This window comes from Mesorhizobium sp. WSM4813 (assembly GCF_055811555.1).
On the sequence record NZ_JBVVQU010000008.1, the window covers coordinates 50,043 to 62,355 of the forward strand.

Annotated in this window: 16 protein-coding genes; 10 read left to right on the plus strand and 6 right to left on the minus strand. The window is 61.7% G+C overall.

The genetic code is table 11. The features are described from left to right. Positions 1-30: 30 nt before the first annotated feature. Together AC0L25_RS06470 and AC0L25_RS06475 are read right to left on the minus strand one after the other, a co-directional pair. Entirely contained in the window at positions 31-330 is a 300-nt protein-coding gene (locus tag AC0L25_RS06470; protein WP_473594721.1) for a hypothetical protein, read from the minus strand. Positions 331-504: 174 nt separating this feature from the next. Then, positions 505-915 carry a DUF3168 domain-containing protein gene (locus tag AC0L25_RS06475; RefSeq protein WP_473594722.1) on the minus strand — a complete coding sequence of 137 codons (411 nt, stop codon included), beginning with the start codon at positions 913-915 and terminating at the stop codon, positions 505-507. A gap of 145 nt (positions 916-1,060) precedes the next feature. Here AC0L25_RS06475 and AC0L25_RS06480 point away from each other — a divergent pair, with 145 nt between their 5' ends. Together AC0L25_RS06480 and AC0L25_RS06485 are read left to right on the plus strand one after the other, a co-directional pair. Beyond that, the gene (locus tag AC0L25_RS06480) at positions 1,061-1,363 is read left to right on the plus strand and encodes a hypothetical protein (protein WP_473594723.1); all 303 of its coding nucleotides are present in this window, start codon (positions 1,061-1,063) and stop codon (positions 1,361-1,363) included. 47 nt (positions 1,364-1,410) lie between these two features. Then, positions 1,411-1,602: a hypothetical protein gene (locus AC0L25_RS06485; protein ID WP_473594724.1), complete on the plus strand. Its 192-nt coding sequence runs from the start codon at positions 1,411-1,413 to the stop codon at positions 1,600-1,602. A gap of 73 nt (positions 1,603-1,675) precedes the next feature. On the opposite strand, the gene AC0L25_RS06490 is transcribed toward AC0L25_RS06485, so the two are convergent. Then, the gene (locus tag AC0L25_RS06490) at positions 1,676-1,942 is read right to left on the minus strand and encodes a DUF1488 family protein (RefSeq protein WP_473594725.1); all 267 of its coding nucleotides are present in this window, start codon (positions 1,940-1,942) and stop codon (positions 1,676-1,678) included. Continuing rightward, on the minus strand, positions 1,939-2,211 hold the full coding sequence (locus AC0L25_RS06495) for a hypothetical protein (RefSeq protein WP_473594726.1): 273 nt from the start codon (positions 2,209-2,211) through the stop codon (positions 1,939-1,941). Before AC0L25_RS06495 ends, AC0L25_RS06490 begins: the two co-directional genes overlap by 4 nt. Positions 2,212-2,456: 245 nt before the next feature. Between AC0L25_RS06495 and AC0L25_RS06500 the strand changes: the two genes are divergently transcribed. From AC0L25_RS06500 to AC0L25_RS06510, 3 genes are all read left to right on the plus strand, one after another. Then, a complete protein-coding gene (locus AC0L25_RS06500; RefSeq protein ID WP_077381977.1) occupies positions 2,457-2,771 on the plus strand; it encodes a co-chaperone GroES in 315 nt (104 codons plus the stop codon). A gap of 178 nt (positions 2,772-2,949) precedes the next feature. Beyond that, positions 2,950-4,569, plus strand: coding sequence for a chaperonin GroEL (gene groL / locus AC0L25_RS06505; protein WP_473594727.1), 1,620 nt, complete (start codon positions 2,950-2,952; stop codon positions 4,567-4,569). Positions 4,570-4,645: 76 nt separating this feature from the next. Next, positions 4,646-4,804, plus strand: a complete 159-nt coding sequence (locus AC0L25_RS06510) for a hypothetical protein (RefSeq protein ID WP_473594728.1) — start codon at positions 4,646-4,648, stop codon at positions 4,802-4,804. Between the two features lie 18 nt (positions 4,805-4,822). Here the strand turns inward: AC0L25_RS06510 and AC0L25_RS06515 are convergent, their stop codons facing one another. Then, a complete protein-coding gene (locus tag AC0L25_RS06515) occupies positions 4,823-6,376 on the minus strand; it encodes a trimethylamine methyltransferase family protein (RefSeq protein ID WP_473594729.1) in 1,554 nt (517 codons plus the stop codon). Between the two features lie 184 nt (positions 6,377-6,560). On the opposite strand from AC0L25_RS06515, the gene AC0L25_RS06520 reads away from it, so the two are divergent. The 4 genes from AC0L25_RS06520 to AC0L25_RS06535 all read left to right on the plus strand — a co-directional run bounded on the left by AC0L25_RS06520 (position 6,561) and on the right by AC0L25_RS06535 (position 10,759). Continuing rightward, positions 6,561-7,199, plus strand: a complete 639-nt coding sequence (locus tag AC0L25_RS06520; protein WP_473594730.1) for a TetR/AcrR family transcriptional regulator — start codon at positions 6,561-6,563, stop codon at positions 7,197-7,199. A 157-nt stretch (positions 7,200-7,356) separates the two neighbouring features. After that, the gene (locus tag AC0L25_RS06525; RefSeq protein ID WP_473594731.1) at positions 7,357-9,516 is read left to right on the plus strand and encodes a transglycosylase domain-containing protein; all 2,160 of its coding nucleotides are present in this window, start codon (positions 7,357-7,359) and stop codon (positions 9,514-9,516) included. 117 nt (positions 9,517-9,633) lie between these two features. Next, positions 9,634-10,218 (plus strand): DUF1214 domain-containing protein, encoded by a 585-nt coding sequence (locus tag AC0L25_RS06530; protein ID WP_473594732.1) that lies wholly within the window; start codon positions 9,634-9,636, stop codon positions 10,216-10,218. Beyond that, on the plus strand, positions 10,211-10,759 hold the full coding sequence (locus tag AC0L25_RS06535; protein ID WP_473594733.1) for a DUF1254 domain-containing protein: 549 nt from the start codon (positions 10,211-10,213) through the stop codon (positions 10,757-10,759). The genes AC0L25_RS06530 and AC0L25_RS06535 overlap by 8 nt, the downstream gene beginning before the upstream one ends. Positions 10,760-10,813: 54 nt before the next feature. Here the strand turns inward: AC0L25_RS06535 and AC0L25_RS06540 are convergent, their stop codons facing one another. Then, positions 10,814-11,050, minus strand: coding sequence for a hypothetical protein (locus AC0L25_RS06540; RefSeq protein ID WP_473594734.1), 237 nt, complete (start codon positions 11,048-11,050; stop codon positions 10,814-10,816). Between the two features lie 210 nt (positions 11,051-11,260). Between AC0L25_RS06540 and AC0L25_RS06545 the strand changes: the two genes are divergently transcribed. Beyond that, positions 11,261-12,280, plus strand: a complete 1,020-nt coding sequence (locus tag AC0L25_RS06545; protein WP_473594735.1) for a hypothetical protein — start codon at positions 11,261-11,263, stop codon at positions 12,278-12,280. The last annotated feature ends 33 nt before the right edge of the window (positions 12,281-12,313 follow it).

The following is a 12,313-nucleotide window of genomic DNA, read 5'->3' on the forward strand; positions in this document are numbered from 1 at the left end:
CCGATTCCAGCGCCTGGGAAACGGCAGGGATCAGTTCAGCGGCACGACGATCTCGGTGCGGCGCGGACGCTGCCCGTCCTTGCCCGGAACCAGCACGACGATGACGCAGACCGGCTGGCCACCGCGCGTCGACTGCGACGCCTTGGCCAGCGTGCCGCCTTTCTGCTCGGCAACCTGCTGACCGATCGCGTAGCAGTCGGAGGCAGCCAGGACGATCGGCCGGTTCTGCTCGGGCACGATGACCGGCAGCGCCGTCGCCTGCGACGCAAACAGACCGGCAGCGCAGAGCGCCAGTGTCGCGGTTCGGAAGTGGGAGCGAAGCGTTTTCATGATCAGCGTCCTAACGCATCGGTGCTGAACGTGAAATGAACAGTGAACGCCTGCAACACGTGCCTATCTCACCCCCTGAAACGCGAGACAACCGAGCTTAGGATTTCCCCGCCCCAACCCGGCAAATTCATCCAAACGCAGTCTAGACTCTGTTGCAGCCAGATTGAAAGCGCGTCAGGCGTTTTCTTCCGTCACGGCGCGAAAGCGCAGCAGCCCGTGATAGGCTGAAAGATCCTCGTCGTAGCGGGCCTCGGTGAATTCGAGCCTGAGATTGACGCGGCGATGCTCGTCGAGCGCGAGCGCCGCATCCTGAAGCCGCGCGCTGACCATGTCCATCGCATCGAGCATTTCTTTCCTGGCCTCGGACTTCGACCAGAAATGCAGCGTGAAAAGCTGCTCGGCATCGTTCTCCAAGCCGGTCGTCCAGTCGTAGACGCTGGTCCGGCCGTAGGTGACATAGGGAAATGGGACATTTTCCGGGGCATGATCGAACAGTTTTGCGCCGCCCAATGCCGCTGACAGGGAACCATCACCGTTCAGCGCTTCGAACAAGGCCTTCTGCAGCGCGGCGGCCGGCGCGGTCATCGTCTTCTCCCTCGCCCGTCACGACTGAACAGGCCTTCGCCCCGTCGGCGATTTCCGCTTGCAGCGTAGCCGCATTGAAATTCTGGCGCCAGATCACGGGACCCCAATGACGCGGCCTTTCGAGTCAGGGACGTCTTTACGGTTGGTGACCAACCGTGCCTTCTCTCATTTGGCATGCAAGGCGTTTAAAAAACGGTGCTATGAAGGTGCTCGGTTTTCTCCGGACATTCGAGGTATTTTCGTGCGCGAGCCATCGCTGCTGCCTGTCTTTGGAAAGCTTGGGATCAAGCCGCCAGCAGCCATTGCTGCGGCGCCGACCGTGTCGAAGAACATGGTGATCCGCATTCGGAAGCTTTTGTCTTCACACGGGGCCCTGGCCTTGAAGCTGTCCGTCGTTGTGTGGACGGTCCTTGTCCTGGCGGCAGTGTTTTACATCACGCAGGCCTGACCAATCGACATTCGTCGATCGGCGGCGGAAACGAAAAGGATGCCGGAATGGCAAACCGCTACGCACTGCGCATGGAGCATCCGCACAGCTGGACCGTCTTCGATGTCTTCACCGGCCAGCCCGTCGAGCTGAAGCACCAGGTCATGGTTGGCATGAACACACGCGATGCGGACGCGATGGTCGATCGGCTGAACAGCCGAGACGTCAAGCTGCGGGCAAAGGCGGACGGCGAATCCTGAGCCCGCCTCAGGCGGCATTTGCGCCAAGGTTGGAATCTGGCGTGTTGGCCCCGATCGCGCAGCCGGTCGGGATTTAGCGAAAATCGGCCGCGGTCAGCACATATATGCTCTTGCGAGTGCGGGCATAGGCATTTCTGGCGATTTCATGGATGGAACTGGAGGCGGTGTCGAACGCCGCCAAATAGATGGCTTCAGCAGTTGGTTCCTCTGATGGTGCCTTCGAGATGGCATCCGTGGCGACAGAGAAGGAAATCTGGAACATGCCGTCATGGCCGACGAAGCGGATGCGTTTGCCCGCCTCGTCGTAGCTGCGGCTTCGATTGGGAAATGTCAGGCTCATGACTTGACCTCCGTTGATGCAACCTCTGCTTTCTTGACCGCCCGTGACGTCCGCTTTTTCTTGGGAGCGACGGGATTGAGTGCCTCCGCGGCGCGGTCGGCCTCTTCCTTGGCCAGCCGCAACGCCCGCAATCTTGCCGTCTTGATGACCCTGGCCTTGGCCTCGGAAACATATTCGGCCGTTGCCTGGTTTCGCTCCGCAGTCTTTTTCTGCTTTTCCATGAAGCGCGCTTCAGCTTTCTCCATGATATTCTGACTGAATTCCGCCATCGATAAAATCTCCTTTTGACCGAGATTATGAAAGTGAATTTCCCATCTAAAATAGGTACTCGGAACGAAAAATTCAACTTCCGGATTATTTTGAATTGGTCGAAATTCTGAAAATGAAACAGCAAAATAATACTATTCAATAGTTTCCGACAGAGCATGAATATTTTTTGGCACTCCTATCAATCGAGTGCCAACGGGCCTATAGAAGGGAGCGGCCGCCTAAGCCGGCCCCAGAAAGAGTTCCCATGAAATTCCGGCCCCTCCACGATCGCGTCGTCATTCGGCGCGCCGAAAGCGACACCAAATCCAAGGGCGGCATCATCATTCCCGACAATGCCAAGGAAAAGCCGCAGGAAGGCGAAGTAATCGCCGTCGGGCCGGGCGCGCGTGACGAAAGCGGCGCGCTGATCGCGCTCGACGTCAAGGCCGGCGACCTCATCCTGTTTGGCAAATGGTCGGGAACCGAGGTCAAGATAGATGGCGAGGACCTTCTGATCATGAAGGAGGCCGACATCATGGGCATCATCGAGAAGACCATCGCTGCCAAGAAGGCCGCCTGATTGGAGCGCCGCGCGTCCTGTTGGACGCGCAAAGGACGCTCCAAGTTTTTGAATCTACGCATCGTGCTTTTCCGAAAATCGATTCCGATTTTCGAGCCGATGCTTCAGGCGGAACGCCGAAGTCTTTCTGGTTCCAAAGCGAACGGGCCTACTCCACACACAAACGGGATGAAAAATCATGTCTGCCAAGGAAATCAAATTCTCCACCGATGCACGTGACCGCATGCTGCGCGGTGTCGAAATCCTCAACAACGCCGTCAAGGTGACGCTCGGCCCCAAGGGCCGCAACGTCGTCATCGACAAGGCCTATGGCGCACCGCGCATCACCAAGGACGGGGTGGCGGTAGCCAAGGAAATCGAGCTTTCCGACAAGTTCGAGAACATGGGCGCGCAGATGGTGCGCGAAGTGGCGTCGAAGACCAACGACCTTGCCGGCGACGGTACCACCACCGCCACGGTGCTTGCCGCTTCCATCTTGCGCGAGGGCGCCAAATTCGTTGCCGCCGGCATGAACCCGATGGACCTCAAGCGCGGCATCGACCTTGCCGTTACCGCTGTCGTCAAGGAAATCCAGGCACGCGCCAAGAAGGTCAAATCTTCCGGTGAAATCGCGCAGGTCGGCACCATTGCCGCCAATGGCGACACCACCGTCGGCGCCATGATCGCCAAGGCGATGGACAAGGTCGGCAATGACGGCGTCATCACCGTCGAGGAAGCCAAGACCGCCGACACCGAACTCGACGTCGTCGAGGGCATGCAGTTCGACCGTGGCTATCTCAGCCCCTATTTCGTCACCAATGCCGAGAAGATGCGCGCCGAGCTGGAGGACCCTTACGTCCTCATCCATGAAAAGAAGCTCGGCAATCTGCAGGCGATGCTGCCGATCCTCGAAGCCGTGGTGCAAAGCGGCAAGCCGCTGCTGATCATCTCCGAGGACGTCGAAGGCGAAGCGCTGGCGACGCTGGTCGTCAACAAATTGCGCGGCGGCCTCAAGGTTGCGGCCGTCAAGGCGCCGGGTTTCGGTGACCGCCGCAAGGCGATGCTGGAAGACATCGCGGTGCTCACTGCCGGCCAGATGATCTCGGAAGACCTCGGCATCAAGCTCGAAAACATCACCATCGACATGCTCGGCCGTGCAAAGCGCGTGCTGATCGAGAAGGACACGACGACGATCATCGACGGTGCAGGCGAGAAGGCCACGATTCAGGCGCGTGTCCAGCAGATCAAGGGGCAGATCGAGGAAACCACCTCCGACTACGACAAGGAGAAGCTGCAGGAGCGGCTGGCTAAGCTCGCCGGCGGCGTCGCGGTCATTCGCGTCGGCGGCGCGACCGAGTCCGAGGTCAAGGAAAAGAAGGACCGCATCGACGATGCGCTGAACGCCACGCGCGCGGCAGTGGAAGAAGGCATCGTTCCCGGCGGCGGTGTCGCGCTGCTGCGCGCCAAGGCCGTGCTGAACGGGCTGACCGGAGCCAATGCCGATGTAACGGCGGGCATCTCGATCGTGTCGAGAGCGCTCGAAGCGCCGATCCGCCAGATCGCCGAGAACTCCGGCGTCGAAGGTTCGATCGTTGTCGGCAGGCTCACGGACAGTAAGGATCACAATCAGGGCTTCGATGCCCAGAACGAGATCTATGTCGACATGATCAAGGTCGGCATCGTCGACCCGGCAAAGGTGGTGCGGACCGCGCTCCAGGATGCCGGATCGATCGCGGCATTGCTGATCACTGCGGAAGCCATGATCACCGACATTCCAGCCAAGGATGCCGCGCCTGCGGCCGGCATGGGCGGCTACTGACCATCCGCTGCTGACCTGAAAGACAACCGCCGGGGCATCTTCCCCGGCGCGATCCCATTGGCAAGGAGATCGATCCATGATCGCATTCGTCCCGAAGCCAAATGCGAAGGCCAAAGTGGCCGAGGAAAGTCGCTTCGATCGCATTCGCAGACTTGCCGCCGACAAGCACAGACAAGCCGATGCCGGCACGATACGTCGCGACTTGCAAAAGACCGGCGACAAGCGCCCCATCTGAGGCGCGTGCTGGACCGCATCACGACACCGGTGCTGCGCCACCCTCTTCCGTGCGCCGCGCTATGAATTCGTCGAGAACACCTGATGTGGCAGCGGCGGAGGCCGGCGGCCGAAAACCGGCCAGCAGCCGCTTCCAGATGCCGGTGGCGCGCTCCGTGGCGGTTCTTGACCCGGCCTGCGTCCAGTTGCCGAAATTCGACCAGTCGGCGACCAGCGGCTCGTAGAAAGCGGTGCGGTAGCGCGCCATTGTGTGTCCGGCCGAGAAGAAATGCCCGCCCGGCTGCACTTCAGCGATCGCCTCGAAGCCGATCGCATCTTCGTCGCCGGGCGTCGCCGCGCAGAGTTCGGCGACCGTCTGCAGCGCCTCGATATCGGTGATCAGCTTCTCAAAGGAGATGCTCAAGCCGCCTTCGAGCCAGCCCGCGGCATGGATGCACACCGTAGCACCCGCGAGCACCGAGCCCCACAACGCGAACTGCGTTTCGTGAGCTGCCTGCGCGTCCGAAATGTTGGCGGCGCTGCCGCCGCCTGACCGCCATGGCAGGCCGGTGAACCGCGCAAGCTGACCGGCGCCGAGCGTCGCCTTGACGTGCTCCGGTGTGCCGAAGGCCGGCGCTCCCGACTTCATGTCGACATTGGATGAGAAGGAACCATAGACGACCGGCGCGCCCGGCCGCACGATCTGGGCCAGCGTCAGCCCGGCCAGCGCTTCGGCATGCTGCAGCGTCAGCGCACCGGCCACCGTGATCGGCGCCATGGCGCCGGCGAGGCAGAAAGGTGTGATGATCAACACTTGCCCCGCCTTGGCAAAGTCGATGATGCCATGCGCCATCGGGATGTCGAGCTGGCGTGGCGAGTTGGTGTTGATGACAGTGTAGCAATGAGCGCCCGAACGGAATTCGTCCTCGGACAGGCCGCGCGCCAGCCGCAGCATCTCAAAGCCGTCCTCGACCTGCGGCGTGCCGCGCGCGAAGACGAACGGGAACTTGTCTGAGAGCGTCAGTTGAGCCCGGTTGACGGCATAATGGCGGAAACGGTTGTCGATGTCCTGCGGTTCGATGCATGGCCCCAGCATGTGCAGAACGTCGAAATGCTGCACCAGCCGAATGAGATCCTCGAAGGCGGCTAGCGTTCCCGGCCGACGGCCGCGCTCTAGATCGGTGACGTTCGGCGCCCCGGATCCCGCCAGGAACGTCATCGAGCCAAGCTCGAGCGTCAGGTCGCGGGCACGGTCACCAGCGTGCGCCCGGATCAATTTCGGCGCCGAGGCCAGCGCCGCCGCGACAATGTCGCGGCCGATGCGCACCATCTGGCTGTCCTCGTCGACCATAGCACCGGCACGAGCAAGAATGGTGCGCGCCTCCGGCAGCAGCACCTTGACGCCGAGTTCCTCGAGCACGCGCAGCGCCGTGTCGTGAATCGCGGCGACCTGGTCGGCCGAAAAGATCGGCTGCGGCAGAAACGGGTTCTTCAGCGAACGATAGTCCGGTCGGCGACTGCTCTCGCTGCCGGCCTCGCCGGTTCGTCCGCGCCTGCGTTCGCACCTGAGATCACGTGCGGCGTCATCGATCATGGCGGATACTCCTCATTGCCGTATTGCCCTGCCGTATTGCCCTGCTCTGGGGATCGTAGGGAGAAGCCGCTATGACGCGCGCCGGCCGCTCGGCCCAGTTCGTTGAGGCGGGCAGGATACTTGCACTGTACATATGTGTCTAGTACGGTTGTATGCAGCTCCCCCTCATGCCAATTGTGCGGCCATGATCATGATTGCTCCGCAGGACGAGCCGGCGCCCGGCAACATCAAGGTGACGCGCTGGGACTGGATCAATCTTGCGCTCCAGACATTGATCTCAGACGGCATCGAAAGCGTGCGCGTGCTGCCGCTCGGCCAGAAGCTCGGCGTTTCGCGCTCTAGCTTCTACTGGTATTTCGAGAGCCGTCAGGATCTGCTCGATCAGTTGCTTGCCCATTGGCGGGATACCAACACCAAGGCGATCGTCGAACGCGCGCAGCGGCCAGCCGAAAGCATCATCATGGGCGTCATGAACGTGTTCGAATGCTGGGCTGACGAGCGTCTGTTCAATCCGAGGCTCGACTTCGCCATCCGCGAATGGGCGCGTCGCTCCGACGACGTGCGCCTGGCCATCGACCAGGCCGACAATCACCGGCTAGACGCGATCCGCGACATGTATCGCCGGCATGGCTACGACGAAGAGGATGCCTTGATCCGCGCCCGCGTGCTCTACTACATGCAGATCGGTTATTATGTGCTCGACCTCAAGGAACCGGTCGAGGCGAGAGTCAGTCATCTCGCCGCCTATCTGCGCAGTTTCACCGGCCAGGAGCCAAGCGATGCCGACGTGGCGCATTTCGTGCGCTTTATCGCGGCGCGGTAAGCGGGTGCGAGGTGGCGGAGGTGGCAGGCCCTACCCTGGTAACAACAAACTGTACAGCGAAAGTCCCATCGCCCTTGTGAGCGGGGCCAAAATGGACAAATAGTCTGGTAGGAGTGCCGCTTCTCAGTGAGAGGCGTAGCCGCAGCCGGATCCTGGAATGGCCAGTCCTTTGAAACCACGCAAGAGAAGAGGTCCGATTGCCGCAAGGCTGCTGGCGGCGGATGCGTGGTTCGATTCCTCGCTCTACGAGATCGGCTTCAAAGCGCGCCGGTTCTGGGAAGCGGCCACCATTTTTTTCCGGCGCTTCCGCGTCTCCGGCTGGCGCCGCAGCATCATCGAAATGTTGAGCGAAGGTTTCACGCTCGGCGCCGGCGGCATCGTCGTCATGTTGGCGCTTGCCTTGCCGGCCTTCCAGGAAACCGCTGGCGACTGGCGTGCCCAAGGCGATTTCGCCGTCACCTTCCTCGACCGCTATGGCAATGAGATCGGCCAGCGCGGCATCATCCAGCGTGATTCGGTGCCGGTCGACGAGATGCCCGACCAGGTCATCAAGGCGGTGCTGGCCACCGAGGATCGGCGTTTCTTCGATCACTACGGCATCGATGCGCTCGGCCTTTCGCGCGCGATCTTCGCGAATGTGCGGGCGAATTCCGTGGTTCAGGGCGGATCGAGCATCACCCAGCAGCTGGCCAAGAACCTGTTCCTGACCAATGAACGGACATTGGAACGCAAGATCAAGGAAGCCTTCCTCTCGCTGTGGCTCGAGGCCAATCTGTCGAAGAAGGAGATCCTGCAGCTCTATCTCGACCGCGTCTATATGGGCGGCGGCACGTTTGGTATCGAAGCGGCCGCCGATTTCTATTTCGGCAAAAGCGTCAAGGATGTGAACCTCGCCGAAGCGGCGATGCTGGCCGGCCTGTTCAAGGCACCGACCAAATACGCGCCGCACATCAACCTGCCTGCTGCCAGGGCGCGGGCCAATGTGGTGCTGTCCAACCTCGTCGAGGCCGGTTTTATGAGCGAGGGTCAGGTGCTGCAGGCGCGGCTGCACCCGGCCGAAATCGTCGACCGCGGCGAGCAGAAGAGCCCGGATTACTACCTCGACTGGGCATTCGAAGAGGTCAAAAAGATCGCTGCAAAGTCCGGCCAGCATTCGCTGGTCGCTCACACCACGTTCGACGCCAACATCCAGAAGGCGGCGGAAGAATCGATGGAATTCCATCTCCGCCAGTTCGGCAAGGAATACAACGTCACCGAAGGCGCTATGGTCGTCATCGAAACCAATGGCGCAGTCAGGGCGATCGTCGGCGGCCGCGACTACGGCGCCAGCCAGTTCAACCGCGCCACCAAGGCGCTGCGCCAGAGCGGCTCATCGTTTAAACCCTACGTATACGCAACAGCAATGGAGCACGGCTTCACGCCGGACTCCGTCGTTTCCGGCGCGCCGATCTCCTGGGGTGCCTGGTCGCCGCACAATTACAATGACGGACGCGCCGGCAAGGTCACGCTGATCACGGCGATGGCCAAATCGGTCAACACCGTGCCGGTGCGGCTTGCCAAGAATCATCTCGGCATCAAGCCGATCAAGGCGATGGCTGAAGCCATGGGCGTCGAATCGCCGCTCGAATCGCACAAGACGATGGTGCTCGGCACATCGGGCATGACCGTGATGGACCAGGCGACAGGCTATAGCGTGTTCGCCCAGAATGGCTTTGTCGGCTCCCGCCATGGCATCACCCAGCTGGTTACTCGTACCGGCGAGGTGGTTTACGATTTCGCCAAGGACGCGCCGCCGCCGCGCCGTGTACTCTCGGAGCAGGCGCTGAAATCTATGAACACCATGCTGGCGGCGGTGCCGGTGATGGGCACGGCGCGGCGCGCTGCCCTTCCCAACATCGTTTCGGCCGGCAAGACCGGCACTACGCAATCTTACCGCGACGCCTGGTATGTCGGCTTCACCGGCAACTACACGGCTGCCGTGTGGCTCGGCAACGACGACTTCACTCCGACCAACAACATGACCGGCGGCTCGCTGCCGGCGATGGTCTGGCAGCGGCTGATGGTCTATGCGCACCAGAATATCGATCTCAAGCCGATCCCCGGTCTCGATCATCCCTTCGTCGACGAAGAGATCGCCGCCAAGGCCGAGGAAGCGGAAAAGAAGAATGCTGAGCAGGCAGCGGCCGACGCCGCCGCCGAGCGCCCGCCGGTGCTGTCCAGCCAAACCACGCGGGCGCTCAGGGACATCGCAAGACTGTTCCAGTCGGCGCCCGTCCTCCAGGCGCCCGCGACGCCGGAGACCCTGTCGGCGCTTTAATGCCGGCACGACCGGCCAGGCTGTCCTTCTCGCCGGCAATTCCACAGAGGTCCGCTTGCCATGGCCCCCTGCCCCGCGATATCCCCGAGCGGCATTCCCTCTTTCCCGCGACTCCTCATGCTCAAGAACGCATTCCTGACGCTTCTCGCGCTTGCCATAGCCATCGGCGGTGGCGGCGGCAGCGTCTGGTACGCTCTCAAGACGCAGGATGGCATCGGCGCGATCAGGATCGGCCCATGGACGGCGTTCCCCGATATCGGCACGCAGGCGGCGGATCCTTATTCGAAAGCCCGCGTGGCGCGCGAGGGTATCCTTGCGCTCGGGCAGGCGGAAGGCCTGTCCTTTATTGCCGAACGCGATTCCGATGGCGAACAATTGAAACGCCAATGCGTCTATCAAATCGAAGGCGGCTTTCCCACGGCCCGATTCTGGACCCTCTATGCCGCCGATCAATCGCTCGGCGTGGTCGAGACCGGCAAGCCAAGGCTTGCGGCACTTCAATCCTACCAGGTGCTGCGTCAGCCCGACAATTCCGTGGTGATTTCCGTCAGCAACCGCCCCGCACCCGGCAACTGGCTGCTTTCCGACGGCTTCGGCCGGATGTATCTCGTGCTGACATTCTACGACACGCCGATCGCCAGCAGTACGGGCCTTTCGGATGTCACGCTGCCACAGATCGTGAAGGTCGGCTGCAATGCGTAGGCTGCTGCACTCGATCTTGCTCGGCCTGCTTGGCGCCGGCATCGTACACATCATCGTGCTGCTGCTCGTCCCGGAATTTTCCGAACGTAATGCCTGGTCGCGGCTGGCCATGGCCTCGGACCTTTATCGGATGACTAGGCTGGACGCGGAGGCCGGCGGTACGCCAGTGGTGAAATCCGTCGATCCGCTGTTTTATGCGGCTGCTTGCAGGTTCAATCTGTCCGAAGGGATGGTGCGGGTGAAGGCACCGGGAAATGTCCCGTTCTGGTCGGTATCGGTCTATGACCGCAGCGGCCACAACATCTACTCCTTCAATGATCACAGTGCGACCGGAAGGGTGCTGGATAGTATCGTACTGACGCCGGCGCAGATGATCGAGATCCGCAAGGCTCTTCCTGAGGAACTGCAAGGGGCAATCTTCGTCGAGGCGCCCATCGACGAAGGCATGTTCGTCATCCGCTCCTTCGTGCCCGACGACAGCTGGAGGCCGATCGTGTCGCGATTTCTCGAGCAGAGCTCCTGCGAACTGCAGGACTACTGACGTCAGCCGAAATATGGTTAGAGCGTCCTTCGCGCGTCCATGGCGCGCGGCGCTCTAATGATGCGGAACCGGCATCGTCCCTGACGAGCCCGGCATCGTCCCTGACGAGCCCGGCATCGTCCCTGACGAGCCTGGCTTGTCCGAACCGGCGCCTGGCCGAGTCTCGCCCGTCAGCGCCCGTTGCTCGTAGCGAACGCCGGGGAAAATGATCACCGCCGCCGGCGTCCCGGTGTTTCGTTCTGCTCGATTGGTTGCCGCCGTTCGCGGCACGAAAGACAGTACAATGCCCATGGTTCGTGCATTCCTCTCGGTTGCCCCGGAGCACAACGCAACGCCTCCAATCTGATTAAGGGCGGCAGTAGGTTAACGGAACGCTAACGGATCGCCGCTAATTTGATGTTTGTTCTGAGGTCAGGAAATCCTGACCCGAGGCCAATGCGAAACCGACACAGCCCCGGTCGAGCATGGTCCAGATCGTGTCGAGTGTCAGGCGTATCCTTCGTGTCAGCTTCGGATTTCAGGCAAATCGCTATACGGGCTGTATCGGGAAAGGCCGAAAGGCTGTTCCGCGCCGCGGTGTCGGCGTTCTGTTCGCTCACCCGCCCTTCACGCCGGGAGATCGCGCAACTTGAGGATCTGACGCTTCCACTTTTCGCCAGTGTGTCGGTCGAATCGCGCCGCTACGTCGCCGCCGCCCTTTCCGAATGCGAATATGCGCCCACTGCGCTGGTCCGCCGGCTTTGCGAGGAGCCGGTCGACGTTGCCGCGCCGTTGCTCATCCGTTCGCGCGCGCTGAGTGATATCGACCTCATCGCGCTGATCGGACGGCACGGCTTGCCACATGCGCGCGCCATCGCACGCCGCAAGGAACTGAACCCCACCATCGCCCACCTGATCAGGGCGCTTGAAAAGCCGACGCTGGTGAGCGTGCGGCAGCCGGAGGCGATCGCCAAGACGGCGACCGAAAGCGCCGAAGTCGTCGCGCCCGGCACCGACAGCCAGCAGGTGCCCGGCGTCGCCGCAGAGGATGCACGGCGCCGGCTGCGGTCGTTGATGCGTGCCGATGCTGAGAGCGGCGGCGCGACTGTCAATCCGTTCGCCGGCACTGAAACCTATGTCAAACTGCGCGAGACAGCGCTGACCGGCAACGCCGCATTCTTCCAGACCGCACTGGCCGACGCGCTCGAAGTCGATTTTTCAACGGCGCGGTCGCTCACCGCAAACCAGAACTACACGTCGCTTCTAGCCGCCCTACGCGCGCTTGATCTCGGCGAAGAAAGAGCGTTCCTGATCACTGTCGCCCTCTATCCTACAGAGTTTTCGCATCCGCGGGCCATCCGCATCTTCCTCGACCGCTACCGATTGCTGCATCGCGACGCGGCGCTAGACAGGCTACGCGGCTGCAAGACCGAGACACTGTCGAAGGCCGTTCGCAATGCTGGACCCATCGCGGCAAACGCCGACATCCGCAAAGCGGACAGCGATAATGCTGCCGCCAGTCCTAAGGCGCGTCGCGTCTGAAAGAGATTCAAGCGAACGCCTTAAGCCTTTGTT

Excerpts from the sequence above, each read along its gene's own strand:
- AC0L25_RS06470 (WP_473594721.1), bottom strand. The coding sequence starts at position 330 with ATGAAAACGCTTCGCTCCCACTTCCGAACCGCGACACTGGCGCTCTGC.
- AC0L25_RS06475 (WP_473594722.1), bottom strand. The coding sequence starts at position 915 with ATGACCGCGCCGGCCGCCGCGCTGCAGAAGGCCTTGTTCGAAGCGCTG.
- AC0L25_RS06485 (WP_473594724.1), top strand. The coding sequence starts at position 1,411 with ATGGCAAACCGCTACGCACTGCGCATGGAGCATCCGCACAGCTGGACC.
- AC0L25_RS06490 (WP_473594725.1), bottom strand. The coding sequence starts at position 1,942 with ATGAGCCTGACATTTCCCAATCGAAGCCGCAGCTACGACGAGGCGGGC.
- AC0L25_RS06495 (WP_473594726.1), bottom strand. The coding sequence starts at position 2,211 with ATGGCGGAATTCAGTCAGAATATCATGGAGAAAGCTGAAGCGCGCTTC.
- AC0L25_RS06500 (WP_077381977.1), top strand. The coding sequence starts at position 2,457 with ATGAAATTCCGGCCCCTCCACGATCGCGTCGTCATTCGGCGCGCCGAA.
- groL (WP_473594727.1), top strand. The coding sequence starts at position 2,950 with ATGTCTGCCAAGGAAATCAAATTCTCCACCGATGCACGTGACCGCATG.
- AC0L25_RS06510 (WP_473594728.1), top strand. The coding sequence starts at position 4,646 with ATGATCGCATTCGTCCCGAAGCCAAATGCGAAGGCCAAAGTGGCCGAG.
- AC0L25_RS06515 (WP_473594729.1), bottom strand. The coding sequence starts at position 6,376 with ATGATCGATGACGCCGCACGTGATCTCAGGTGCGAACGCAGGCGCGGA.
- AC0L25_RS06520 (WP_473594730.1), top strand. The coding sequence starts at position 6,561 with ATGATCATGATTGCTCCGCAGGACGAGCCGGCGCCCGGCAACATCAAG.
- AC0L25_RS06525 (WP_473594731.1), top strand. The coding sequence starts at position 7,357 with ATGGCCAGTCCTTTGAAACCACGCAAGAGAAGAGGTCCGATTGCCGCA.
- AC0L25_RS06530 (WP_473594732.1), top strand. The coding sequence starts at position 9,634 with ATGCTCAAGAACGCATTCCTGACGCTTCTCGCGCTTGCCATAGCCATC.
- AC0L25_RS06535 (WP_473594733.1), top strand. The coding sequence starts at position 10,211 with ATGCGTAGGCTGCTGCACTCGATCTTGCTCGGCCTGCTTGGCGCCGGC.
- AC0L25_RS06540 (WP_473594734.1), bottom strand. The coding sequence starts at position 11,050 with ATGGGCATTGTACTGTCTTTCGTGCCGCGAACGGCGGCAACCAATCGA.